Raw genomic sequence first — 23,025 nt, 5'->3', positions numbered from 1 at the left:
GTGTCGGACGCCGACATCCCTCAGGCCGACTCGGCTGCCACATGGGTGGACGAACGCTTGCGGCGGCTACCCTCCGCATACTCCTGCACGTAGGCGGCCGAGGCGTACGGCGAGGCATCGCCGCCCTTCTTCGGCACCTTGTTGAGCACGAGCCCGAGTGCTCGCCCATTGGCCTTGCGCACGGCGTCGAGGGCCTTCTCGACGAAGTCGTAGTTGGTCTTCCCGACGCCCACGACGAGCAGCGCGCCGTCGGCCTGTTGCGTGAGCACGGCACCGTCGGTCACGGCCAGCAGCGGAGGTGCATCGATGATGACGGTGGCGTGCTTCGCCAGGTCGTCGAGAAGCTGCCGCATCCGAGCGGACCCGAGGACCTCGCTCGGGTTCGGGGGGATGGTCCCGGCTGCGAGGACGAGCAGGTGCGCATCGTGCGGCGTGCGCTGGAGCACGTCGGCGACGGCGGCCCGACCGGTCAGCACATCGCTCAGACCGGCTCCCCCCGGCAGTTCGAGGTTCGCCGCCACCGTCGGGCGGCGCAGATCGCCGTCGACGAGCACCACAGGCTCGCCGCTCCGAGCCAGCGTCAGTGCGAGGTTGCAGGCGATGGTCGACTTGCCGTCACCCGGCAACGGACTCGAGACGACGATCTTGCGCGGGGGGTTGTCGACATCCATGAAGCGGAGGTTGGTGCGGAGTGAACGCAGCGCCTCGGCGACCGGGAACGTGCGCTCTCCGGTCGTCTCGGTCATGAGCTTGCTGGTGCCGGTGAGGGCGTTCGACGAGGGAATCACGCCCATCACCGGGACGTGCAGCTTCGCCTCGACGTCGTCGGTCGCCCTGACGCGGCGGTCGGACGCGGTGCGGATCAGCGCGAACGCGATACCGGCACCGAGGCCGAGAACGCCGCCGACGATCAGGGCCGTGCGAGTGTCCGGGAACACCGGCGTGGTCGGAACCGTGGCGGCGGCTGCCGAGTAGATGCTGATCTCGGTCGGAGAGTCCTCACCGTCCACAATCGCCACGGTCGTGGCGAGCGCGTCGATCCACGCTTGAGCGAGGGCTGCCGCCTCCTGCGGCGTGTTCGCTCGCGCGGTGAATCGGATGATCGAGGTGCTCTGCGGGTTCTCGACCGTGATCCTCGTGGCGACCGATTCGGGGCTCTCGGTGAGTCCCACGTCGTCGATCACACGCTCCGCGACCTCCTTCCACCCGGCCATGTCGAGAAGGGTCGGCACCTTCAGCCGGGCGGAGCTGTCATCGTTCAGGAGCTGACCGTTCTCGTACTCTGTCTTCGCCTGCACGACGCCGCTCGCGGTCGCCTCGTAGACCGGGGTCTGCAGAAGCGACCAGCCGTACGCGGTTCCGACGCCGAGCAGGGTCATCAGGGCGATGGCCAGCCAATGGCGTCGCAATCCGCGAAGGTAGTCGCGCAGCTCCATGCCGCCCCCTCGGGGTGTCAGCGTCCGTCGGCCGGGCGGCCGACGGCTCTATCGTATGGCAGTGGGAACGACCGGCCCCGTGGGTCGATCGGCGGAGCCAGTCCGGCGACATCGGCGCCGGAGGCATCCGCCGAGCGTTGGAGGGCCATCGCCCCGAGGCAGATGCCGGCGATGACGAACGGCACCGAGGTCTGGACGCCGGACCAGAAGAGGTCGAACTGAGCCTGGACGATCCGGCTCAGCACCGCCGCGAGCGCGAGCGTGCCGTAGGTCTTGTCCACTCGCCACAGCACGACGATGAATCCGACCCACATCGTGGCGAACGCCGCCAGCCCGACGAGGCCGGCGGAGGCGACCACCTCGAGCTCGGCCTGCGGAGGTTGGTACGGCAGCGTCGGGTCGACGTACCAGAAACGCAGCCCGTGTCCGAAGATCGGGGCGTGCTTCCAGTACGCGTAGACCTCGCGGAACCACTCGAGTCGCTGGAACGTCGAATTGTGCTGATTCTGCGATTCGATCTGCTCGAGGACCATCGACACCGTGAGCCAGATCGCCGGCACCGCGAGTGCCAGCAGCAGCCGCGATCGACCACCGCGGCGGACCACGATCACGATGGCCGCGACGACGAGCCCGATCCACGCCTGCCGCGACTGGCTCATCGCGATCGCGATGAGCAGAAGCCAGAGTGCCGGGCGGGTCCACCGCGTGGACAGACCGGCCCAAGGTGGGTGCACGTACGCGATCAACGCGACGAATGCGAGGGCAGTGCCGACGAAGTTCTTGTGCATCGGCCACGGGAAGCTGGGATAGACCGGGCCGAAATTGCCGCCCGCGTACTGGATTACTCCCGAGACGACCGTGCCCGCGGCGAGCACGCACCCGGCGGCGATCATCGCTGTGAACGCCCATTTCGCGTAGCCGGCGCGCCCGAGCGCCCAGCCGACCACGAGCGCGCCCGAGATGAGCAGCCAGGCGTGGAACCACTCGACGGTGTTCTGCACGAACGGGTTGACGATGACGGTGAAGAGGGTCGCGAACTGGTACCCGAGGTTGAACCAGAGCATCGCCCGGAGCTCGCGACTGTACGGCCGATGGCCCAGGAGGACGGCGGTCCCGAACGCGGCGGCGAGCGCGACGTCAGAGGCGGACACGTCGGCGCCGCCGAAGCCGGCCCGCTGGGCGACCAAGAGCGCGGGCATCGCCATGAGCGCGATCGCGAGCGGCTTCGACATGGTGACGACGACGCCGACGATGAGGGCCGCGATCGCGATGCCCGTCACGAGTGCACCGTCGCCGGCGCGATCGAGGAGGACGTAGGTGGCGACCACCGTGCCGATGGCGAGGAGCGACCAGCGCCAGACCCCCGCCCACCAGTCGGCGATGCGGTCGCGCCACGGCGCTCGCGAGTCGCTCACGGGCATCACGTCGCCTCCTCGACCAGCAGGCCACGGGCGACGAGGTCGTCGAGGAACGCGCCGACATGGGAGGCGATCTCCTCGGCGGGGCCGGCAACCCGGTCGACGACCCGGTCGACGAGGTGCTCGCGGTCGCCCTGCGTCGCCTCGGTGAAGATCAGCGCGGCGACCCCCTCCAAGACGAGGATCGGCCCCTCGGGCAACGGTGCGAGGTAGATCGCATCTCCCGTTGCCTCAAGGCCGACGTCCGCCGCGAGCACGTACCGCATCAGCCGGAAGCTGCCTCGCCGGGCGGACGCTCCCCGTGCAGGCTTTCGTAGATGTCGCCGACGAAGGACACGACGGCGGCTTCACCCTGCGCGGGACCGCCCGCGAGCAGCCCGTCGACGCCCAGCAGCACGGCCGCCGGCGTGCCCCAATCCGCGATCGACGCGCGCACGTTGCTGTCCCAGTCGTGCAGCGACTGCGGGTGCGTGACCTCGGTGAGCTTGCTCTCCTCGGGCCCCGGCGCCAGCAGCAGGCGAACATCGAGTTCTGGCAGGAGCGCACGGAATTCAGGCACGCGCTCGACCACCGCCAGGCACGGCGCGCACGTCTCGGAGAGCGCGAGGAGCAGGATCGGTCGCGTACGCGAGAGCTTCCGCAGGTTCGCCGGCGTGCCGTCACCGAGGACCACCGGGATGGCCGGCGTCCTCGTGCGCACGTAGTCGAGTTCGCCGTCGGCCGATTCCGGAGCTGCGCTCGGCGCCGGAATCGCGGCGACGTCCTGGGGCCCCGGCTCGCGCCACACGATCAGCGCCGTCGTGAATGCGGCAGCCGCGAGTGCCACCAGCCAGCTCCACTCGGGGCCGAGGGCGAGGAGCGCACCGCCGACGAGGGGCGCCGCCCAGATCGTCGACGCCGCGACGACGCTGAGGAACAGGAGCCAGGCGTTGCGAAGCAGCGTCACGCGGGTGACGGGGGCGGATTCGCCGAAGCACGCGCAGGTGGCCTCATCGCCCTCGCGAGCGTTCGCCAGGGCGCGGCCGATCAGCCAGGTGTACGCGGCCATCAGCACGGCGCTGGCGAGCGCGGCGAGCACGCCGAGCAGTCCGCCGAGCAGCGCAAGCGCGAGACCGAGGAGGAGTTCGCCCCACGGGTGCAGCCGCAGCAGCCACTCGCGACGGAACACGGCCGGGACGCCCAGCGCGGCCCACCCGGCGAGGTCGTCGGGTCGACGGAGCTTTCCGACGGCGCTGGCGATCATGACTGCGGCGAGGATGAGCGCGGGGGCGGCGATGAGAGCGGTCGGCACGGGATGATCCTACCGACGCGTCGCGTATACACTCAGTCTTTCGCGGGTCCGAACGGGGCTCGGCCGCAGCGACGAGGGAACGATGGGAACACGGGCACGGGGTGAAGGGCTCTTCTCCCAGTTGCGGCGACTGCTCGAATACGCGGGTGCGCGCCCCGCCGCGTGGGTCGCGTCGACCGTCATGGCCTCGCTCGTGCTCGCCGCACTCGACACGCTCGGCGTCGCCGCGATGGTGCCGCTCACGCAGCTGATCGGCGGGGCCGACACGGAGTCCGGCGTGCTCGCGGTGATCTCAGACATCTTCGGCACGAGCGAACCGACCGTGCTCATCCCCATCGTCGCCGCCACGGTCGCGGTGCTCTTCGTGGTGAAGAGCGTCGCATCGCTCATCTTCCGCTGGTGGTTGCTGGGTCGCACGACGCGCGTCTCGGCCGACGCCGCCTCCGCCCTCCTCCGGGGCTACGTGCTCGCCCCGTACGCGGCGCATCGCGCGCGCCGACTGCGCGAGATCTACCGGAGCGTGAGCGACGCCGTCACCCAGGCCACTTCAGTCCTGCTCGCGGTCGTCAGCATCTGCACCGACCTGGCCGTGCTGATCGCGATCACCGTCGTCCTGGCGATCACCGATCCCGTCGTGACCATCGTCACCGTGGCCGTGTTCGGGATCTTCGTCGTCGGCCTGCAGCGCCTCCTGCGTCGCACGCAGACCCGCCTCGGCGAGGAATCGGCCGAATTGAGCCTCGAAGCATGGCAGTACCTGCTGCCGAGCCTCGACGGCTTCCGAGAGGCTCGCCTCAGCTCGCGCGGAGAGGACTTCGTCGCCGGCTACCGGAGGGCGAGGTTGCGCGGAGCGCGTGTCGGTCGCGACATGGGGCTCATCGGCGATATCCCGCGATACACGCTCGAGATCGGGTTCGTGGTCGCGATCGCCGGCATCTCCGCCTATCTGTTCAGCGTCGGAACGCCGGCGGAGGCGCTCGTGGTCCTCGGTGTGTTCGCTGCGGCGGCGCTCCGCGCGCTCCCCACCCTCACGCGCGTGTCGTCGAACATCGCCACGCTGCGGACGGGGCAGGCGGGGCTGCGCATCTTCCTCGCGTCCGCCGACGAGGTGCGGCGAGGCGGCGAGCACGACGAACGACCGCGCGATGGGGTCCGCTACAGCGGCGACCTCAACCTCGAGGACGTCCAGTTCCGCTATCCCGATGCGGACGCACCCGTGCTCGACGGCCTGTCCCTCCGGATTCCGCAGAACACCACGATCGCGTTCGTGGGATCGAGCGGGGCTGGGAAGAGCACGCTCATCGACCTGGTGCTCGGGCTGCTGCAGCCGACGCACGGGTCGATCGAGTGCGGCGGCCGGCCCATCGCCGACGACCTCGCCGCGTGGTACGCCGGGTTGGGCGTCGTGCCGCAGGACGTCTTCCTGTTCAACGACTCGATTGCGGCGAACGTGTCATTCGAGGTCGAACCCGATCGAATCGACCTCGAACGCGTGGGCGAGGCACTCGCGATGGCGCAACTCGAGGACATCGTCGCGGCCATGCCCGATGGCGTGCACACGGTGGTCGGCGAGCGCGGGGTTCGTCTCTCGGGCGGTCAGCGTCAGCGCCTGGGTATCGCCCGCGCGCTCTATCGCCGACCGACCGTGCTCGTGCTCGATGAGGCGACCTCCGCACTCGACAACGCGACCGAGCACCAGATCTCCGAGACGCTCGCGAAGCTGAGCGGCACGATGACGATCCTGATCGTGGCGCACCGGTTGTCGACGGTGCGCCACGCCGAAACCCTGGTGTTCCTCAAGGACGGGCGCATCGAGGCGCAGGGGGCGTTCGATCAGGTCCGCGCCGCGAATGCCGAGTTCGCCCGTCTGGTCGAACTCGGTCGACTCGACTGATTCGCCTCGGGGTCAGTCAGCCGTCGCGTCCGGGCGACACGGCGTCGAGGACGTCGCGCAGGTGCCGCCAGGCCCACGCCCAGTCATGCGACGTCGCCCAGTCGCGACCGGCACGGCCGATCCGACGACGCAGCCCGGGGTCGTCGAGCAGGCGTCGAAGTGCGGCCTCGAGCTCGACCGGATCGTCCGGTGCGACGAGCAGCCCGGCAGGGCCGATGGCCTCGGGAATCCCGCCGACACGGCTCGCGACGACGGGAAGGCCGGTCGCGAGGCCCTCGCCCACGGTCAGTCCGCTCGGTTCGGCCCACCGCGACGGCACGCAGAGCACGTCGGCGGTGCGGAGCAGCCCGGGCAGCCCCGTCCGGTCGACGAACGGCCGGAAGTCCACGCGGGGACCCGACGTCGCCGCGAGTGCGCGAAGTTCGGTCTCGTACTCGGTGAGCGGGGCACTCGGGTCGAATCCGGCGCTGCCCACGACGACGACCTCGAGCTCGGACCGCTCGAACCCCGCCACCGCCCGCAGCAGCGTGTCGACGCCCTTCGCCGGCACGACGCGGCCGACGAACATCACCCGCATCGGGCCATCTTCCGATCGCCCCGCGCCGGGGGCGAACCCGGTCGTGTCGACGGCGTTCCCGACGACGTGCACCTTGCCTTCGTTCGCTCGCCCGACCAGCTCCCGGGTGCGGCGCGCGAGGTCTCCGCTGACGCACACGATCGCGTGGGCCGGGGCAAGGGCCCTGGCTGCCTCGCGACGGGTGTACGTGCGCAACAACTCGTTGTGCGCGTAGAGCACGACCCGGTGGTCGGTGTCGCGCAGCAGCCAGGCCGCCTGCGGCGCATTGTGTGCGAGCACGATCGAAGGCGGCTCCGAGCGGAGCGCGGCGATGAGCGGGCGGAAGTACGCCGCCGCCCCGATCCGAGGCAGCGCGAGTCGACCGAGCGCCGGATCGAGGTACTGACGCGCGCGGGCCGAGACGTGCCGGCCGGAGTACTCGATGGCGTCAGCGCTGTCGTATCGGGGCTGGAACGTCGAGCGCTCGACGACGACGGCATGTCGATCGTCGCCGCACGCCAGCGCGGCCCGTGCGAGTCCGTCGACCACGGTCGGGATCGCGGACCCGGTGCGCGGGGAGAAATGATCCCACGGCGTGATCGTGTGGATGACTCGGGTCATGCCGTGACGACGCGCACCAGCGACGCACTGCCACCCTTCATGCGGACAGTCTATGGTCGCCGTGCCGGCGCCGGAGCAGGCTGTCGACGACGCTCGTGCGGTGAACCGTCGTGGTGGATGGTGCGACCGTCGGCCTCGGTAGGCTCTCCCCGTGCGGGTAGGCGATTCGATCAAGGCGGTCCAACGCCGCTGGAACAAGCTCCAGAGTCGCAATCCGGTGACGCTCTGGGCGCATCGCACCTGGGCGGACCTCACGAGCACGGTGTCCCCGTCGGAATTCTGGTACGGGCGCTATCCCCACACCTTCCTGGAGAGACGGCCACCTGAGCCGGATGATCCGCCCTCCGAAGTGCCCGAGGTCATCTGGTGCTTCTGGACGGGCACCAACCCGCTGACGCCGAATCGCGCAGAATGCCTGGCGCAGATGCGGAGGATCAATCCGGGCACGCCGGTGGAGCTGATCACCCCGGAGCGCCTGCCGGACTTCCTGGTGCCGTCGCATCCGCTGCCGGCAGCGTACGACGACCTCTCGCTCGTCCACCGGTCGGACTACCTGCGCGCGTACTTCCTCCACCACCACGGCGGCGGGTATTCCGATCTCAAGCAGCTGATCGGGCCATGGCGCGGCCCGATGGACCGCTTGAGGGACTCGGACGCATGGTTGCTCGGGCCACCGCTGGCAGATCCGGCCTGGGCGGGCCAGGCGCCCGAACGTCTCGGCACGCACCTCAGGAGGTACTACCGGCGCATCGCGTCCGAGAGCACGCTCATCGCGAAGTCCCATTCCCCGCTCACTGCGGAATGGCTCCGCGAGGTCGACCGACGACTCGACTACTTCGCACCCGCCCTCGCAGAGTCCGAGGGGGGGATCTGGGGCCAGGACCCCGCGTATCCGATCACGTGGACGGGCCTGCTCGCCGACGTGCTGCACCCGCTGTGCCTGAAGTACGGCGATCGGGTCATTCTCGACGGGTCGGTCGGGTGGGACGAGGGTGCCGCCTACCGCTAGTCGAATGCGGTTCGGTGCGATCCGGCGATCGACGGACGCACATCATCCGCTCGGAGCGGTCGCGCGATCCAGGGCGTCGAGCAGCGGAGCGCTCGCGACCGGGTCCACCTTCCGGCAGAACGGCGCCCCCGACGCGACCACGGTCTCGAGGTCGTCCATGGTCCAGGTCGTCGGCTCGTCGCGCGCGATGTCCCAGATCGTGTGGGTGACCGGTGGGAGCGGGGCAGGTGGGCTCCGCCACGCGAGCGGGGTGACGAAGGCGGATTCGTCCGGGATGATCGTTCGTCGATACAGGCGCCGCAGCCGCGATCCGGGCGCGAGGTCCGTATCCAGCAGTCGATCCAGTTCCGGCCTCCGCAGCGCGAGCCACTGGCTGCCGTACCAGCAAGGCCGCTGCGGGCTGAAGGGCGAGGGGACGCGGCGCAGGCCCCAGTGGACGCCTCGCCCACGCGTGACGGTGCGGACACTGAGCAGTGGTTCCGTTCGGAGCGCCACGGCGTCGCGCACGCGCCGCAGGAACTCACCGAGCCGCCCGGCGGGACGGAAGCCGATCGCGGCCGCGGGAGTGCGGAACCACCGGTAGTCGTAGCGGGTGAGCGTGTCGGAACCGGTTCCGCGTCGGCGGCCCCACCGCGGCGTGTACCGGAGCGGCTCGGCCGCACCGATCCAGCTGTCGGCGGCCATCGCCTCGTCCTCCCATCCCTCGAGCGGGCGGACCGGGTAGTCCTGACCCGAGATGAGGCAGACGAGGTCCGGATCGGTCCGCTCGCGAGCCGCGGCCAAGGCGCCGAGCATGGCCTCGACCAGCTCCCATGAGCCCCAATCCGCCGAGTGCCCGTGCTCGACGATCTCGATGCGCTCGTCGGGGTCGTGACTCGGGAACACCTCGCGTCGGGCGTCGTGCGCGATATGGACCCTCGCGTTCGGGCTCGATGCGAGGATCGCCCGCGCCAGCCGACTGACCTGGGGCCAGTCCCTGTGGCTGAGGATCACGTAGCACACCCGAGGTCGCCGGCCCGCCGCGGGCGGAGTTCCACCTGAGTCCACCCCGCCAGCATAGGATCGACGGGCGCGTGGGCGATCGCGCAGGCAACCGGAGCCGAAGCATTCCGGGCGGGCGGAGCTGGGCAGCATGGACGAGGCACTTCGGCTCAGCGTGTGCGTCGTCACCTATGAGCGGGAGGCGTTCCTCGAGCGATGCCTGGCAGCGCTGGCAGAGGAGTTGGACGCGGGCGCCGAGGTCGTGGTCGTGGATGCCTCGAGCGAGGACCACTCGCGAGCGGCGCGCGCGGTCATGCCCTCGGCGACGTACGTGCACGCCCCCGAGCTGGCCGGATGGATGACCCGATCGCGCAACGAGGCGCTTCGCCACGTCCGCGGGGAGCTCGTCGCCTTCCTCGACGACGACGTCGTCGTGCGACCGGGATGGCAGTCCGCCCTCGAGGCGGCCTTCGCGGTCGATGGAGTCGCGGCGGTCGCCGGACGCACCTGCAACGGACTGCCCGGAGAGGAACGGTACGACCGTGAGATCGGTCGCCTCCTGCCCGACGGCACGCTCACCGACGGATTCGCGGCGGAGGGTTCCGAGCTCGTCGACGTCGACCACGGCATCGGTGCGAACATGTCGTTCCGCCGGTCGGTCCTCGCCGAGCTCGGCGGGTTCCGCGACGACTACCCCGGCACCGCGCTTCGCGAGGACACCGACATCTTCCTCAGGGTGCGGGCACTCGGGGCCCGTTCCGTGTTCGCGCCCGCGGCGGTCGTCGACCATCGGCCGGCCCCGCACGTGCGGGGCGCCCGGTTCGACACGCGCTACAAGCTGTACGGCCGACGCAACCACATGGTCCTGCTGGCCCGCGACGCAGGCATCGGCTCGCGCACGCTGTGGAACTGGGTCGGGGCCCAGTTCCGGAACGTCGGCACCGCGAGCGGACTGCGCGCGCGAGCGATGCGCCTCGCAGTGACGATCGTCGGGGTCGCGTGGGGCGCCGGCGCGATGCTGAAGGACGCACGGTGGCGGCCCACGCCGCCGCGGCGCACGGACCGGAAGGGCGACGAGCTGCGGCGCGTCCTCGGCGGCGCTCCCGCCTGAGCGCGACCTTCGCCTACTCGTCGAGGATCCGCAGCAGCGCCGAGGAGGTCGCCGACCAGGTGAACTCGCCCGCTCGCTCCGCGGCGGCGCGCTTCATCGACGTGAGGAGACCGCGATCGCGCACCCAGCCCTCGAGCACGGCGGCGACCTGATCGGGGGCATCGGCGTCGACCAGCGCCCCGGCATCGCCGACCCCCTCTGGAATGCCGCCCTTTCGCGCGGCGATGATCGCACAGCCGGACGCCATGGCCTCGAGGCTGGTGAGCGGGAACGGCTCGTCGACACGCGACAGCACGCAGGCCACGTCGTGCTGCCGGATCTGCTCGGCGAGCTCCTCGTGGGGCATCCAGCCGAGCATGCTCCCGTCGGCGGCCTCCATCGCGTCGCGCACGCTGTCGGCGTACGCGCGAGCATCCTCGGCGCTGTACCCGAACGTCCGCACCGCGCCGATGAGGGTGATCTCGACCGGGAGGCCCGCCTGGCGCAGTCGTGCCACGGCTGCGGCGGCGACCTCGTGGCCCTTGTTGGGATCGATGCGTCCGTGGGTGATCACGCGCACCGGATCGCGGACCTCGAGGTAGTCGGGCCGCGGGTGGAACCGTTCGTGGTCGACGCCGCTGTGGATCACGGTGATCGGCGTGGACGGAAGGTACCGTTCCCTGGTCCAGTCGACGACGGCCTGGCTCACGGCGACGACCGCGACGCGATCCGAGAGCGACGCGAAGGGGCGGGTCTCGGCGCCCTCGAGCCTGTTGTGCAGCCAGAGCACGGTGCGCCGAGACAGATCCGCCTCGGCCAATCGGTCGGCGGTGCCCGGATCGTTCGCCACCACGATGGCGTCGATGGGGTCCGGGACGGCACGGAGCGCGCGCATCACGCCGCGCAGGTACGGGCCGTAGTCGTGCCACGTCCACCCCTTCAGGCGGGCGTGGGCGGTGTTCGCCTTGCGCAGGAGCGTCGGCATCGGGTGCGCCGAGCCGTGCCGAAGACGGACGACGTGGCCCTCGGGGAAGACCTCGTTCCCGTCGTCGGGCGCGATGATCGTGACCGAATGCCCCGATCGCTCGAGATCAGCCGCGAGGTGCCGCGTGATGGTCGCGATGGCACCGGCCCATTGAGCGCTGTAGTACTCGCCGAGGGGAAGGACGAATGCGAGGTGCACGGCTCAGACCGCCTCAGCGTCGCGGATCCCCGCGGCGGACGCGAGTCCGCCCCACGTCTTGGCCCATGTGAGCGATTCCGCGCGTCGGCGTGCGCGCGCCCCCCACGATGCCCTCGCCTCCGGGTCGCGGATGAGTCCGTCGAGGACGTCGGCGAGCGCTCCCGCGTCATCGCGGGGGAAGAGGAGTCCGGCGTCCGAGATCAGTTCGGGCGTGCCGCCTGTGGCGCTGCCGACCACGGCCTGGCCGCTGGCGAGGCCCTCGAGGATCGTCAGCGCGCAGGGCTCGTCCCAGCGAGATGGGGTGACGTGGATGTCGCTCGCGGCAAGTGCGCCCGCGATCTGGCCGCGGTCCAGGTGGCCGGTACGCACGACCTCGATGCCCTCCCGCTCGAGGTCGGCGATGCGTGCATTCAGGCGGTCGTAATACGGATTGCCCGCCGAGAACCCGAAGTTCGTGTCGCCGACGATCTGCAGTCGAAACCGAGTGCCGCGTTCGGCGACGCGCACGCAGGCATCCGCCAGAACGTCAGGCGCCTTCTCGACCGAGAGCCGCCCGACGAAGCCGACCGTCGGGAGCGGTGAGGTCCGCTCGATCCCGAACTGCTCGGTGTCGACGCCGTTGAGCACCGTCGACACGGTGAACGGACGCAGCTTGTAGACCTGCTCGATCGCGCGTGCGACATACGCGCTGACCGCGACCGAGCGGAGACGGCGGTCGCGTGCGTAATTGCGACGGAACCGATCGCTCGACATTTCCAGGTTGTGGAACCAGTGCACGACCTGCACCGAGGGGAGCCGGCGGCTGAGGAAGACCGCGACCTCCGGGTCGTTGTTCACGATCGCGACCTGCGGGCGGAGCCGCTTGAGCTCGGCCAGGACGTCGCGTGCGTAGACCCACTGGTCCGGTGCCCGCCACCCGGTCAGCCGACGGCGGATCCGAAGCAGCTTGGCCGGCAGGGGCGACGGCCACTTGATGCCACGCACGAATCGCAGCTCGGGCCACTCGTACTCGTCGACGCCGATGGCCTTCCGCGTGATCACCGGGCAGTCGTAGCCCTGCGCGAGCGCCACGCGACCCACATTGAGCACGCAGGTCGCGATGGCGCCGCTCACGACGGGCGTGAACGTCTCGCGACTGTTGTTGACGAACACGATCGTCGGCTTGCCCGCCATATGGTCGTCGCTCCCTATGCGTCACTACTCCGGCACCGACGCCTACAGTAGTGCAGCCCTCGAACCGTCCGCGGACGACGTTGCTCCGTCGACACCGGCAAGCCGCCCAGGCGACTCGAACGACTACGGTGTTCACCCATGGAGGATTCGAGCCGGCGCTGCGTGGGGGAGTTGATCGGGCGATGAACGGGCGCACGGTCGGGATCGCCACGATCGACGACGATGGGAACTTCGGCAACCGGCTCCAGAATTACGCCTTGCAGTTCGCGCTGCGCGATCTCGGCTGGCAGCCGGAGACGATCAGGAACAGGGCGGGGCCGTGGCCCCGATCGACGCTGATTCCTCGGCTCGTGCACGATTTGGTCTCCGATCCGCCAAGTCTCGTCCAGCGAGTCCGGCGGCGACTGATCCCCGAGGCCGAGGTCGGCCCTCCGTTCGCCGGTGTGCGGCGAGATGCGATCGCGGAGTTCGCCCGTTCCTCGACGGCGCGTTCGGTCGAGGCATTCGATCACTCGGCACCGGACGGTTGGGCGGATCGCTACGACAAGGTCGTCGCAGGATCCGACCAGATCTGGAATCCCGCGTATCGTCGCGCGGGCGGATTCGACTTCCTCACGTTCGCGGCGCCGGACAAGCGCATCGCCTACGCGGCGAGCTTCGGGACTCCGACCATCCCTCGATACCTCCGTTCCCGCTACGCCGAACGGATCGCCGCGATCCCGCACGTCTCGGTGCGCGAGCCGCGCGGGTCCGAGCTCGTCGAGGAGCTCACCGGTCGGACCGTGCCGGTCGTCGTCGACCCCACCGTCCTGGTCGATCGAAGCGTATGGGACGCGTTGATCATGGACGCAGAGGTCCCGTCCCAGCCGTACGGCGTCCAATTCCTCCTCGCGCGGCCTCACGGGCAGGAGTGGTTGTCGTCGCTACGCGTCGACGTACCGCTCATCGACCTGAACGATCTTTCCGTGGCCGCGTCGGCACGGCTGGACCCGCGTGGGTTCGTCGCGGCGATCGCTCACGCAGAGGTCGTCGTGACCGACTCATTCCACGCGGCCGTCTTCGCGATGAGGTACCGCAGGCCATTGCTGGCGCGCCGCCGACATCCCACCGACGATCGCGTGCAGTCCCTGCTGGGCCTGTACGGCGTTCCGTCGAGCGCTGATCGATCTGGCGGGATTCGGTTCGAGGTCGATTTCGACTGGGCCCCGGCCGAGGCGTCCGTCGAACGCGCACGCGGCGAATCGAGGGGATTCCTGAGCAGCGCGCTGAACGAGTCGCCGCGGTGAGCGTCTGCGATCCGGCCCGACGCACCGTCAGGCCGCGCGAATCCGACCCATCACTCGCCCCATCGCCTCCGCTCGCTCGCTCCAGTCGGCCACGGGCCCCTCGATGCCGTCGGGGAACCGCCAACGAGCAGGCAACGACGCCGACACTGCATCCGCGAAGTGCTCCTCACTTGCGATCGTGATGCGCGGATCGTCCACGTCACGGAAGCCGGCGACGGGCGTCGAGACGACAGGTCGACCGACGGCCTGGTACTCGTAGAGCTTGATCGGGTCGAGGCTGTCGGTGAAGGTCGTCACGACGTGCGGCACCACGAGCACGTCGGCGTGCTGCAGGTAGCCGACGACCTGGTCGCGCGGACGTGGTCCGAGCAGCACGACGCCGGCTGCGCGCAGGAGCTCCCGCTCGGTCGTGGTCAGCGCGTTCGGGCCGACGAGCACGAGCGAGGCATCCGGTCCGATGGCGCGCGCGGTCGCCGCGCAGAGCGCGACGTCGAGCCGATCGCGGTGCAGCGTGCCGAGGTAGAGGGCGACGGGGCCGTCCGGCAGGTCGCCCGGCCTCGGCATCGGCCGGCGGTAGGCGGCGGCATCGACCGCGTTGGGGATGAGGGTCACCTCGCGAACCGCCGACTTGCGCCGCACCAGCTCGGGCGAGCACACGACGACCTCGCGCGCGAGCCGCATGAGCGTCGCCTCGCAGGCGGCGAGCCGCTCCAGCTCGGCGGCAGGGCGGTCGGCGGCGAGCCAGTCGTCCGTGACGTCGTAGAGCGTGGGCCATCCGGTTCGCTCGGCGAGGACCGCCATCCCGGGGTCGTTGATCCAGAGCAGCGGATGCCGCATGCCGAGTCGTTCGGCCGCGCGCGTGATGCCGTGGGCGAGACGGTCGTCGGCGCGGGGGTCGAGGCGGCGGGGCATCCGCTTCGTCAGCTGCAGTCGGTGCAGGCGGCCCGGTGCGACGCCGTCGATCTCGCCCAGTCCGGCTCCGACGCGCGGGCGTCGCTTCGACCGGAGGTCGTGCGTGGGGTCTGCGGGCGGTTCGACGAACAGGACGCGCAGCGCCGGGTCGCGTTCGAGCAGGCCGGCGACGAGGTGCTGGTTGCGCCGCCAGACCTGATCCCAGCCCTCGAGCGAGACGACGATGAGATCGGGCATGCGGCTCCGTCCGCGGGGAGGGGTGACGATTCAGGGTAGCCGACGCCCGCCGCGGCGAACTCGAGCGGTCGGGGCGACGATATCGTGGTGCCGGGAGGACCGATGCGCATCGTGCAGATCGTGCCGTTCATCGGCTCGGGGAGCGGGGTCGCCGGCGTCGCCTGGAACCTCGATCGCGAGCTGCGAGCGCTCGGGGCGGAGGTCGAGAACTTCACTCTGGCGTCGGCGGCGCACGGGCTGCGCGAGGTGCGGGTGCGAGGATGGCGCACTGCTCGCATCGCCCAGGCGCAGCGCATGATCTGGTTCAGCCTCGTCGGCACACGGCGGGCGAAGGCGTTCCTCGCCGAGCGGCCGGACGCGGTCTCGATCTGCCACAACAACGCGATGGCGGGCGATGTCTACGTCAACCACGGTGTGCTGCTCGCCGCGATGCGCGCTCGCGGCAACTCGACACTGCGATTCCTGCGCGATCCGACGCACATCTTCACTCACGTGCGCGACGTGATCCGCTATCGCTCCGGCATCCATCGCCGGATCGTCGTGCTGAGCGACGCCGAGATCGACGTGCTGAAGCGGACCTACGGCCGGGTGCGGCCTCCGATCACCGTGATCCCCAACGGCGTCGACCTCGAGCGGTTCCGGCCGCCCACCGATCTCGAGCGTCGCGAGGCGCGCGAGCGGTTCCAGCTCGATGACGACGACCGGGTCGCCGTCTTCGTCGGCCACGAGTTCGATCGCAAGGGCCTGCCGATCGTGCTCGAGGCGATGGCGTCGGCACCGACCGTGCTGCTGATGGTCGTCGGCGGGAACGCGCGCCTGCTCGAACGTGCGAAGGCCGACGCCGAGCGACTCGGCGTCGCCGATCGCGTCCTCTTCGTGGGCCAGCGCGGCGAGGTGCGGTCGTTCCTCGCCGCGGCCGACATGTTCGTGCTGCCGAGCCACTACGAGTCGAGCGGGCTCGTCTTCCTCGAGGCGCTCGCGTGCGGGCTGCCCGTCGTGGCCACCCCGGTGGGCGTGGCCGCCGAACTCGTCCGCGACGGCGAGAACGGATTCCTCGTCGGGCACGACGCCGCCGAGATCGCCGGCCGGTTGGAGCAGCTCGCGGCGGCAGACCTCGCCGCGTGGCGCGAGCGGGCGCGCGCGAGCGTCGCCGGATGGACGTGGGCCGATGTCGCCCGCCGCTACCTCGAACTGGCCGGGCAGGTCGCCGCCGAACGCGGTCGTTGAGGCACGTTCGCCCCGGAGCGCGCGAGCTGCCCCGGGCTCAGCGCAGCACGCTCCGGTACACCCGTTCCGTACCGGCCGCCTGGGCGACCAACGAGAAGCGGCGCTGCTGCACCGCGTGCGCGTCGGCGCCGAGGATCGACCGGGCTTCCGCATCGTCGGCGAGGTGCCGGAGCAGCCGACCGGCGTCGTCGGCGTCGTCGGCAGTGAAGAGGCAGCGCTCCTCGAGCCCCTCGAAGACGTCGAGGTGGCCGGCGGCGCCCGCCGCGACGACCGGGAGCCCACCCGCCATCGCCTCGATCACCGTCAGGCCGAGTCCCTCGATCGGGCACGGTGCGATGAGCAGCCCGGCGCGATCCATGACGTCGGGCAGGTCGGCGCGGTAGCCGAGGAATCGCACGGCGTGCTCGATGCCGAGATCGCGAGCCGATCCCTCGAGGGCGGCCTGTTCGGGGCCCTGCCCGGCGATCTCCAGGCGCCATCCGTCGTCTGCGAGTCCGGCGGCGGCGAAGGCGCGGATGCCGATGTGCCCGTGCTTCTCCGGCTGCAATCGCTGGGCCATGAGCACGGTGCGCGTTCGAAGCGAGCCGTCGCGGATCGGGCGCGTCTCCACGCCGGAGTGCACCACCGTGCTCTCGCCGTCGATCGCCGCGGCGACCGCGCGGCTGATCGAGATCTGCGCGTCGACGAACGGCCGGACCAGCAGGCTCACGGGCACCGGACCGACACGTCCGTGCGGCTTGGCGAAGTGGCGGGTGGCGACCACCGCCGGGCGTCGCGCACGACCGGCGAGGCCGGCCGCCACGCCGAGCTCAGCGGCGGTCATGTGCGTGTTGACGACATCGGATCTCGACGCGAGTCGACGGACCGCACGCGCCACATCCTGGGTGCCGGTCGCGGCGGTGTGGGGAACGCCGATCGGGTCGAGGGCCTCGCGCATCGGCTCGACGGCGCCGCCGATCACCGCGACGTCGTGCCCGTCGGCGCGCTGCTGGCCTGCGAGGCGGAGGACGAACCGCTCGACCCCGGAGAATCCGTCGGACCGGATCGCGTGCAGGATGCGCAACGACGCGCTCACCGGGTCCGCCGCTGCCCGCGAAGGTCCGAGAGCAGGTCGAGGTACCGGTCGGCGATCGCCGGCCAGCCGTGGTCCTCGGCCGTGCGACGGGATCGCTCGTGCCACCCGGTGAGGTCGCGCTGCGAGAGGTCGTGCAGGCGTGCGCCGATCTGCGCGGGGTCGAGCTCGACGAGGTGCCCGTTCTCGCCGTCGACGACGAGTTCAGGCGCGAACCCGACCCGGGTCGCGACGACGGGGAGCCCGCAGGCGAGCGCCTCGAGGAAGACGAGCCCGCTCGACTCGTAGTGGCTGGGCAGGACGAACACGTCCGCGGCGTGATAGCAGGGCACGACGTCGGATCGGCGCCCGACGAAGGCGATCCGTTCGATCACCCCGTGACGGCGGGCGACCTCTTCCGCCTGTCGGATCATCGCGGTCGTGCCGCCGACCACGATGAGGCCGACCCCGGGGGCCCGGACGAGCGCCGCTATGACGAGCGGCAGGCCCTTCCGCTCGAACTCGTGGCCGACGAACACGGCGAGCATGAGGTGATCGGGCAGGCCGATTTCGGCGCGCGCGGCGGAGCGCTCCTCTGAGGTGGCAGGCCTGAACATCTCGGTGTCGACCCCGTTCGGGATCACCCGGATGGGTGGACGCACACGGCCGTAGGTCGACACGAGCAGCTCCGCCTCGTGCTCGGTGAGGGCGACCACGGCGCGGTGGGCGCCCCCGCGGTACCGCAGGCGGTCTCGCGCCGCGGTGAACAGGTGCACGGGATTGCGCACCATCCGCCAGAAGTAGTTCCCCCGTGCCCGCATCGCGACCTGGAGCAGGCCGTGGTTCACATAGACGTCGCCCGCGAGCACGTCGTTGTGGCAGATGCTGACCGCGTCCGGTCGCTCGGCGAGGAAGCGCTTCGCCCTGGCGGTGCCCACCGTGCTGAACCAGATCACGTTCCGGGCTCGGTCGAGGTGCGTCCCGATCGTCGACCTCCGGCTGTCGCGAGGGGCCCGACCCGCCGTCGCGGCGGTGAAGCGCTCGACGGTCGCGCCCCTGGCTCGGAACTCGCGTTCGAGGTTGAACGCCACTCCCTCGACGCCGCTCCCGCGGGTGATGGCCGGTGCGATCTGCACGATGTGGAGTGGCGTCGTCGCGGTGGCGTCGGCCCGGATCGCGTCGGCGGGCAGGGTTCTGGGCAACTCGGAGGCGTTCGACGCCTCGGATGCTGCAGCCACGTCACTCCCTGCGTTCACGATCGCACGGCGCCTCGCCTCGCCGGAACTCAGCAGCAACCTTATCCCCACCGGCCCCGCGGGCCCGGTGCGCGGAGTGCAGCCCGTATGCTCGGTTGTCGTGCAGAACAGCGCTGGTGACCGCTCCCGCCGTGCTCCGGCGTTGCTCACCATCGCGACCGTCGCGACCGAGGCGCCGATGGGCGCGTCGGTCTACCAGGAGCGCATCGCCGAGCGCGCTGCGGGTGCGCTCGGCGACGGCTGGGCGGTCCGCAGGGCGGTCTTCCGCTCGATGAGCTCCTCCCTCCCGGGCAACCGCCGCCTTCCGTTCGGCCCGGTCACGAAGGCCTCGCCGGGGATCCGGCGGCAGCTGGGCCGCCTCCTCTACTCCGGCGATACCCTCACGCACCGGATGAACCTCGAGTTGCCCCCGGCGCCGGACGGCGATGTCATCACCCTGCACGACGTCGTCGCGTGGAAGTTCCCCGACGAGTCGCCGCCGGTCGCAGCAGCGGCCGAGGAGGCACGACGAGCGCACGCCGTGATCTGCGTGTCGGAGTTCAGCGCCAACGAGGCGATCGAGTTCCTCGGCATCCGCGACCCGTACGTCGTGCACAACGGCATCGACGACGCCTTCTTCGATGCTGCGCCCCTGAGCGAGGCGCAGCGAGCCGAACTGCGACTGCCCGAGCGCTACGTGCTGCACGCCGGCGGCGCATCGAACCGGAAGAACCTCTCGGCGCTCGCCGAGGCGTGGCCGCGAGTGCATCGGGAACGCCCGGACCTCACGCTCGTGCTGAGTGGGCCCGCCCACCCGGCGCGCACCGCGCTCTTCGAGGGCATGCCCGGGACTCGGCTGCTGGGCCGCGTCGCCGACGGTCTCGTCCCGGGGCTCGTCGCCGGGGCGGCGGCCGTCGTCGTCCCCTCGCTCTACGAGGGGTTCGGGCTGCCGGTGCTCGAGGCCATGGCCGCCAACGTGCCGGTCGTCGCCGCCCGCACGAGCAGCCTCCCCGAGGTCGCCGGCGACGCCGCCGTGCTCGTCGACCCCACCGGGCCGGGTGTCGCCGACGGGCTCCTCGCGGTCACCCGCGACGACCCGGCGATCGCCGCGCTCGTGGCCGCCGGGCGATCCCGGGCCGCCGGGTTCACGTGGGACGCTTCAGCGCGCGGGCATGCGGACGTCTGGCGCTCGCTCGCCTGATCGGCGTCGAGGTCACGCGAGCTCGTAGCGCGCGCGATACGCCGCCGCGACGCCTGGCCAACTGAACTCGGGCACTCGGGCATGACCCGTGCGCGCGAGCCGCGTTCGGAGTTCGGCATCGTCGTGGATCCGGCGCAAGGCGTCCGCGAGTGCGTCGCGATCGAGGGGGTCGACGAGGAGCCCGTCGACCCCGTCGTGCACGAACTCCGGCCCTCCCCCTCGGTTGGTCATGATGAGGGCGGCGCGGGCGCGCCAGGCTTCGAGGGCGACGATGCCGAACGGCTCGAGTCGACTGGGAACCGCGACCGCGATCGATCGCTGCATCACGTCGGCGACCTGTGCGGGGTCGAGGCGGCCGAGGAGTTCGGCCCGACCTCCGAGGCCGAGGTCGGTGATCCGTCGCTCGATCGTGCCGCGCTCGGGTCCGTCGCCGCCGATGAGCAGTCGTGTGTCGTCTGGCAGCCCGGCATCGGCGAAGGCGTCGAGCAGCAGGTCGAAGCCCTTCAGGGGGCCGAGGCGGCCGACCGCGGCGAAGTACGCCCGAGGGTCGTCCAGGGCACTGAGCCGGTGCGCTGGGTCGGGGAGTCCGACGGTCGTCGCGACTCCGTTCGGCACCACGCTGCCACCGACCAGGCCGTACGACGTGCGCAGTTCGTCGAGCACCCACTCCGACGGTGCGGTGACGAATCGCGCGCGTGCGATCGCGGCGCGAAGCGCACGCCGAAGCAGCGCGGACCGCGCGAACGCGCCCCGATCGTCGGCCGAGGTCTCGCCGTGCGAGGTCACGGCGATCGGCAGTCGCCAGAGTCGGCCGAGCACGAGTGCGTAGACGCCGTTCGGTCCGAAGCAGTGGACGTGGAGCAGCTCGGGCCGGAACGACCGCCGGGCCCGCGACCATGCGAGCCAGGCCGAGGGTACGGTGCGGACCAGGGACAGCAGCGAGCGGAGGTTGCGGGCAGGCAACGGCGTCGGCAGGTATCGCACCACGATGCCGTCGACGTCGCGAGTCCCGAGATGCTCGCCCCGGTCGACCGACCACACCTCGACCACGGTGTCGGCCCGCTGCGAGAGTTCGTGCGCGACCTGGCGGACGTGCTCCTCGACGCCGCCGAAATGCGGGGCGTACGACGACGTGACGAGCGCGATCCTCCGCACGGTGGCGTCGCGCTCGCTGTCCGGGGCCTCCGCTCGCCGGAACCGCGCTTCCACGCGCGTCGGCCCGAGCCGGTAGATCGCCGCCCGCCGCCGCGCGGCGCGGCCGCGTTCACCGGGGAGGACGACCGAGCGCGCGGTCGCGCCGAGCCACTGCCCGACGCGCGCCCACTGCCAGCCGACCGTGCCGAAGTGCTTGCGGAGGAAGCGCTCCTGCGACGCGTGGAAGTGCGCTTCGCGCCGCCGCGGATCGCCGCCCGTCCCGGCGCCGACGTGCACCGCGCGGGCCTCGGGCACGACCGCGTGCCGCCAGCCGAGCCGGTGCGCGCGGTAGGCCCAGTCGGCCTCCTCGGCGTAGAGGAAGTAGCGCGCGTCGAACCATCCGACCTGGTCGAGCGCCTCCGCCCGCAGCAGCATGACGGAGCCGATCACGTACGACGGGTCGCGGCGGAGCCGCGCGAGCCCGACGGCCTCGAGCCAGGTCCCCGTCGGCGACGGCAGCCACCACTCGACGCGCGCCTCGTGTCCCTGCTCGTCGACCTGGGCGGGGCCGACGCTCGCGAGATCGGGGCGCGCGCGCAGCTCGCGGTGCAGCAGCTCGACGTCGTCGGGCGAGATCTCGGCGTCGGGGTTCAGCAGCAGCACGTCGGCGCCGGGCGCGATCCGGTTCGCCAGACCGTGGTTGACGCCGGCCGCGAAGCCGCCGTTGCGGCCGGGATCGAGGTAGCGCACGCCGAGCTCATCGCACAGCTCACGGATCGCCGGCAGAGAGGAATTGTCGACGACCGTGACCGGGAGGCCCGCGACCGGCTCGAGCGCTCGACGCAGCAGCTCGGGGGCGCCGTAGGCGACGACGATGATCTCGAGCGCGGGCGTCGGCTCGGGGGCGACGGATGCCTCGTGCACGATCGAACGGTACAGGTCGAGGTAGTCGCGCCCGACCGCCCCCCAGCTGCAGTCCTCCGCACGTGCGAAGCCTGCGTCCCGCAGCGCGGCGGCGCCGGGACCGGACGCTGCGACGAGCGCCTCGGCGAGTGCGTCCGCGTCGCCCGCGGGGACGACGAGGCCCGCGCCGCCGACCACGTCGGGCAGGGCGCCGGCATCGCTCGACACGACCGGAACGCCGCAGGCCATCGCCTCGATGGCCACGCGCCCGAACTGCTCGGTCCACGACGGCGTCGGCAGTGACGGAACCGCGAGCACGTCGAAGGACCGAAGCACCTCGGGGATGTCCGCCGGGTCCGCGGCGCCGACGAGCTCGACGCGGTCTCCGACGCCGACGGATGCCGCGCGCGCGAGCAGCTCGGGCGCCAGCGGGCCGGTCCCGACGACGCGCAGGCGAAGGCGCGGTTCGCGCGCGAGCGCATCGAGCAGCACGAGCAGGCCCTTCTCGGGCACGAGTCGGCCGATGAAGCCCACGGTGATCGGCGCGGCCGGGTCGAGGGGCGCGTGCGTCGGCGGATCCGCCGGCCCCGGAGCATCCGCCGCCCTGAACCGCTCGAGGTCGACGCCCAGCGGGATGACCCGCGCACGGCCGACGAAGCCCTTGCCCTCCGCGATGCGCGCCGCCTCGGCGTTGCACGCCGAGATGCCGGATGCGGTGCGCAGCGCCCGACGCTCGAGCCAGCGGAACGGGATCGGGTAGCGCTTGCGCAGGTTCTGCGCGGTGTAGAGCACCACCGGCGTGCGCCGCGCGCGCCTGCGCAGCGCTCGCAGGAGGAGGATCTCGGCGGTCGCGAGCGCGAACGGCTCCTCGTGGACGTCGATGACGTCGAACTCGCCGCCGAGTGCCCGCCACAGCGGCAGCGGGTCGTAGACGAAGAGCGCCGGGTGCCCCCCGAACGTGCGCACGCCGCGCACGTGCTCGTCGGGTCGTGGCTGCAGCGCGACCGGAGAGCCTCCGGCGTGCCACTTTCGAGCGCTGCACAGCTCGACGTCGACTCCGAGCGCGGCGAGCGCGCGCTCGCGACCGCGCCACTCGTCGACGACGGCGCTGTGCGAGACCCTGAGTACGCGCACCGCACCCCCCTCTAGAATCCTCTGCAGAAACCTTATCCGGGGCCCCGCTCCCC

At 71.4% G+C, this 23,025-nt stretch carries 18 protein-coding genes; 6 read left to right on the top strand and 12 right to left on the bottom strand.

Going from position 1 to position 23,025, the window contains the following annotated elements; translation table 11 throughout:
* Positions 1–20: 20 nt before the first annotated feature.
* The 4 genes from ACFVHK_RS01515 to ACFVHK_RS01500 are packed head-to-tail and all read right to left on the bottom strand — an operon-like array spanning position 21 to position 4,145.
* Positions 21–1,436, bottom strand: coding sequence for a polysaccharide biosynthesis tyrosine autokinase (locus tag ACFVHK_RS01515; RefSeq protein WP_376927276.1), 1,416 nt, complete (start codon positions 1,434–1,436; stop codon positions 21–23).
* A 17-nt stretch (positions 1,437–1,453) separates the two neighbouring features.
* Positions 1,454–2,851, bottom strand: a complete 1,398-nt coding sequence (locus tag ACFVHK_RS01510) for an O-antigen ligase family protein (protein ID WP_376927275.1) — start codon at positions 2,849–2,851, stop codon at positions 1,454–1,456.
* Between the two features lie 5 nt (positions 2,852–2,856).
* On the bottom strand, positions 2,857–3,120 hold the full coding sequence (locus tag ACFVHK_RS01505; RefSeq protein WP_376927274.1) for a PqqD family peptide modification chaperone: 264 nt from the start codon (positions 3,118–3,120) through the stop codon (positions 2,857–2,859).
* Positions 3,120–4,145: a MauE/DoxX family redox-associated membrane protein gene (locus ACFVHK_RS01500; RefSeq protein ID WP_376927273.1), complete on the bottom strand. Its 1,026-nt coding sequence runs from the start codon at positions 4,143–4,145 to the stop codon at positions 3,120–3,122. The genes ACFVHK_RS01505 and ACFVHK_RS01500 overlap by 1 nt, the downstream gene beginning before the upstream one ends.
* An 82-nt stretch (positions 4,146–4,227) precedes the next feature.
* Here ACFVHK_RS01500 and ACFVHK_RS01495 point away from each other — a divergent pair, with 82 nt between their 5' ends.
* Positions 4,228–6,039, top strand: coding sequence for an ABC transporter ATP-binding protein (locus ACFVHK_RS01495; protein WP_376927272.1), 1,812 nt, complete (start codon positions 4,228–4,230; stop codon positions 6,037–6,039).
* Positions 6,040–6,055: 16 nt separating this feature from the next.
* On the opposite strand, the gene ACFVHK_RS01490 is transcribed toward ACFVHK_RS01495, so the two are convergent.
* Positions 6,056–7,216, bottom strand: a complete 1,161-nt coding sequence (locus tag ACFVHK_RS01490; protein ID WP_376927271.1) for a glycosyltransferase family 4 protein — start codon at positions 7,214–7,216, stop codon at positions 6,056–6,058.
* Between the two features lie 349 nt (positions 7,217–7,565).
* On the opposite strand from ACFVHK_RS01490, the gene ACFVHK_RS01485 reads away from it, so the two are divergent.
* The gene (locus ACFVHK_RS01485) at positions 7,566–8,225 is read left to right on the top strand and encodes a hypothetical protein (RefSeq protein WP_376927270.1); all 660 of its coding nucleotides are present in this window, start codon (positions 7,566–7,568) and stop codon (positions 8,223–8,225) included.
* Between the two features lie 42 nt (positions 8,226–8,267).
* On the opposite strand, the gene ACFVHK_RS01480 is transcribed toward ACFVHK_RS01485, so the two are convergent.
* The gene (locus ACFVHK_RS01480) at positions 8,268–9,218 is read right to left on the bottom strand and encodes a hypothetical protein (RefSeq protein ID WP_376927269.1); all 951 of its coding nucleotides are present in this window, start codon (positions 9,216–9,218) and stop codon (positions 8,268–8,270) included.
* Positions 9,219–9,357: 139 nt separating this feature from the next.
* Between ACFVHK_RS01480 and ACFVHK_RS01475 the strand changes: the two genes are divergently transcribed.
* A complete protein-coding gene (locus ACFVHK_RS01475; protein WP_376927268.1) occupies positions 9,358–10,317 on the top strand; it encodes a glycosyltransferase family 2 protein in 960 nt (319 codons plus the stop codon).
* A gap of 13 nt (positions 10,318–10,330) precedes the next feature.
* On the opposite strand, the gene ACFVHK_RS01470 is transcribed toward ACFVHK_RS01475, so the two are convergent.
* Positions 10,331–11,479 carry a glycosyltransferase family 4 protein gene (locus tag ACFVHK_RS01470; protein WP_376927267.1) on the bottom strand — a complete coding sequence of 383 codons (1,149 nt, stop codon included), beginning with the start codon at positions 11,477–11,479 and terminating at the stop codon, positions 10,331–10,333.
* A gap of 3 nt (positions 11,480–11,482) precedes the next feature.
* A complete protein-coding gene (locus tag ACFVHK_RS01465) occupies positions 11,483–12,652 on the bottom strand; it encodes a glycosyltransferase family 4 protein (RefSeq protein ID WP_376927266.1) in 1,170 nt (389 codons plus the stop codon).
* Between the two features lie 182 nt (positions 12,653–12,834).
* On the opposite strand from ACFVHK_RS01465, the gene ACFVHK_RS01460 reads away from it, so the two are divergent.
* Complete coding sequence (locus ACFVHK_RS01460; protein WP_376927265.1) at positions 12,835–13,938, top strand: polysaccharide pyruvyl transferase family protein; 1,104 nt, start codon at positions 12,835–12,837, stop codon at positions 13,936–13,938.
* Positions 13,939–13,965: 27 nt separating this feature from the next.
* On the opposite strand, the gene ACFVHK_RS01455 is transcribed toward ACFVHK_RS01460, so the two are convergent.
* Positions 13,966–15,087 (bottom strand): glycosyltransferase, encoded by a 1,122-nt coding sequence (locus ACFVHK_RS01455; protein ID WP_376927264.1) that lies wholly within the window; start codon positions 15,085–15,087, stop codon positions 13,966–13,968.
* Positions 15,088–15,174: 87 nt separating this feature from the next.
* Between ACFVHK_RS01455 and ACFVHK_RS01450 the strand changes: the two genes are divergently transcribed.
* Positions 15,175–16,314: a glycosyltransferase family 4 protein gene (locus tag ACFVHK_RS01450; protein WP_376927263.1), complete on the top strand. Its 1,140-nt coding sequence runs from the start codon at positions 15,175–15,177 to the stop codon at positions 16,312–16,314.
* Positions 16,315–16,351: 37 nt separating this feature from the next.
* Here the strand turns inward: ACFVHK_RS01450 and ACFVHK_RS01445 are convergent, their stop codons facing one another.
* Entirely contained in the window at positions 16,352–17,389 is a 1,038-nt protein-coding gene (locus tag ACFVHK_RS01445) for a glycosyltransferase (protein WP_376927262.1), read from the bottom strand.
* On the bottom strand, positions 17,386–18,603 hold the full coding sequence (locus ACFVHK_RS01440) for a glycosyltransferase family 4 protein (protein WP_376927261.1): 1,218 nt from the start codon (positions 18,601–18,603) through the stop codon (positions 17,386–17,388). Before ACFVHK_RS01440 ends, ACFVHK_RS01445 begins: the two co-directional genes overlap by 4 nt.
* 118 nt (positions 18,604–18,721) lie before the next feature.
* Between ACFVHK_RS01440 and ACFVHK_RS01435 the strand changes: the two genes are divergently transcribed.
* The gene (locus ACFVHK_RS01435) at positions 18,722–19,801 is read left to right on the top strand and encodes a glycosyltransferase family 4 protein (RefSeq protein WP_376927260.1); all 1,080 of its coding nucleotides are present in this window, start codon (positions 18,722–18,724) and stop codon (positions 19,799–19,801) included.
* Positions 19,802–19,813: 12 nt separating this feature from the next.
* On the opposite strand, the gene ACFVHK_RS01430 is transcribed toward ACFVHK_RS01435, so the two are convergent.
* Entirely contained in the window at positions 19,814–22,972 is a 3,159-nt protein-coding gene (locus ACFVHK_RS01430; RefSeq protein WP_376927259.1) for a glycosyltransferase, read from the bottom strand.
* Between the last annotated feature and the right edge of the window lie 53 nt (positions 22,973–23,025).

Origin of the sequence: Agromyces binzhouensis (assembly GCF_042672355.1) — a bacterium.
GTDB classification, from domain to species: Bacteria; Actinomycetota; Actinomycetes; order Actinomycetales; family Microbacteriaceae; genus Agromyces; species Agromyces binzhouensis.
Note: the sequence above shows the minus strand (reverse complement) of the source record. Positions and strands in the feature narration are given on the sequence as shown.

Coding starts and splice junctions, on each gene's coding strand:
- ACFVHK_RS01460 (WP_376927265.1), top strand. CDS start 12,835: ATGAACGGGCGCACGGTCGGGATCGCCACGATCGACGACGATGGGAAC.
- ACFVHK_RS01515 (WP_376927276.1), bottom strand. CDS start 1,436: ATGGAGCTGCGCGACTACCTTCGCGGATTGCGACGCCATTGGCTGGCC.
- ACFVHK_RS01455 (WP_376927264.1), bottom strand. CDS start 15,087: ATGCCCGATCTCATCGTCGTCTCGCTCGAGGGCTGGGATCAGGTCTGG.
- ACFVHK_RS01505 (WP_376927274.1), bottom strand. CDS start 3,120: ATGCGGTACGTGCTCGCGGCGGACGTCGGCCTTGAGGCAACGGGAGAT.
- ACFVHK_RS01465 (WP_376927266.1), bottom strand. CDS start 12,652: ATGGCGGGCAAGCCGACGATCGTGTTCGTCAACAACAGTCGCGAGACG.
- ACFVHK_RS01490 (WP_376927271.1), bottom strand. CDS start 7,216: ATGACCCGAGTCATCCACACGATCACGCCGTGGGATCATTTCTCCCCG.
- ACFVHK_RS01475 (WP_376927268.1), top strand. CDS start 9,358: ATGGACGAGGCACTTCGGCTCAGCGTGTGCGTCGTCACCTATGAGCGG.
- ACFVHK_RS01495 (WP_376927272.1), top strand. CDS start 4,228: ATGGGAACACGGGCACGGGGTGAAGGGCTCTTCTCCCAGTTGCGGCGA.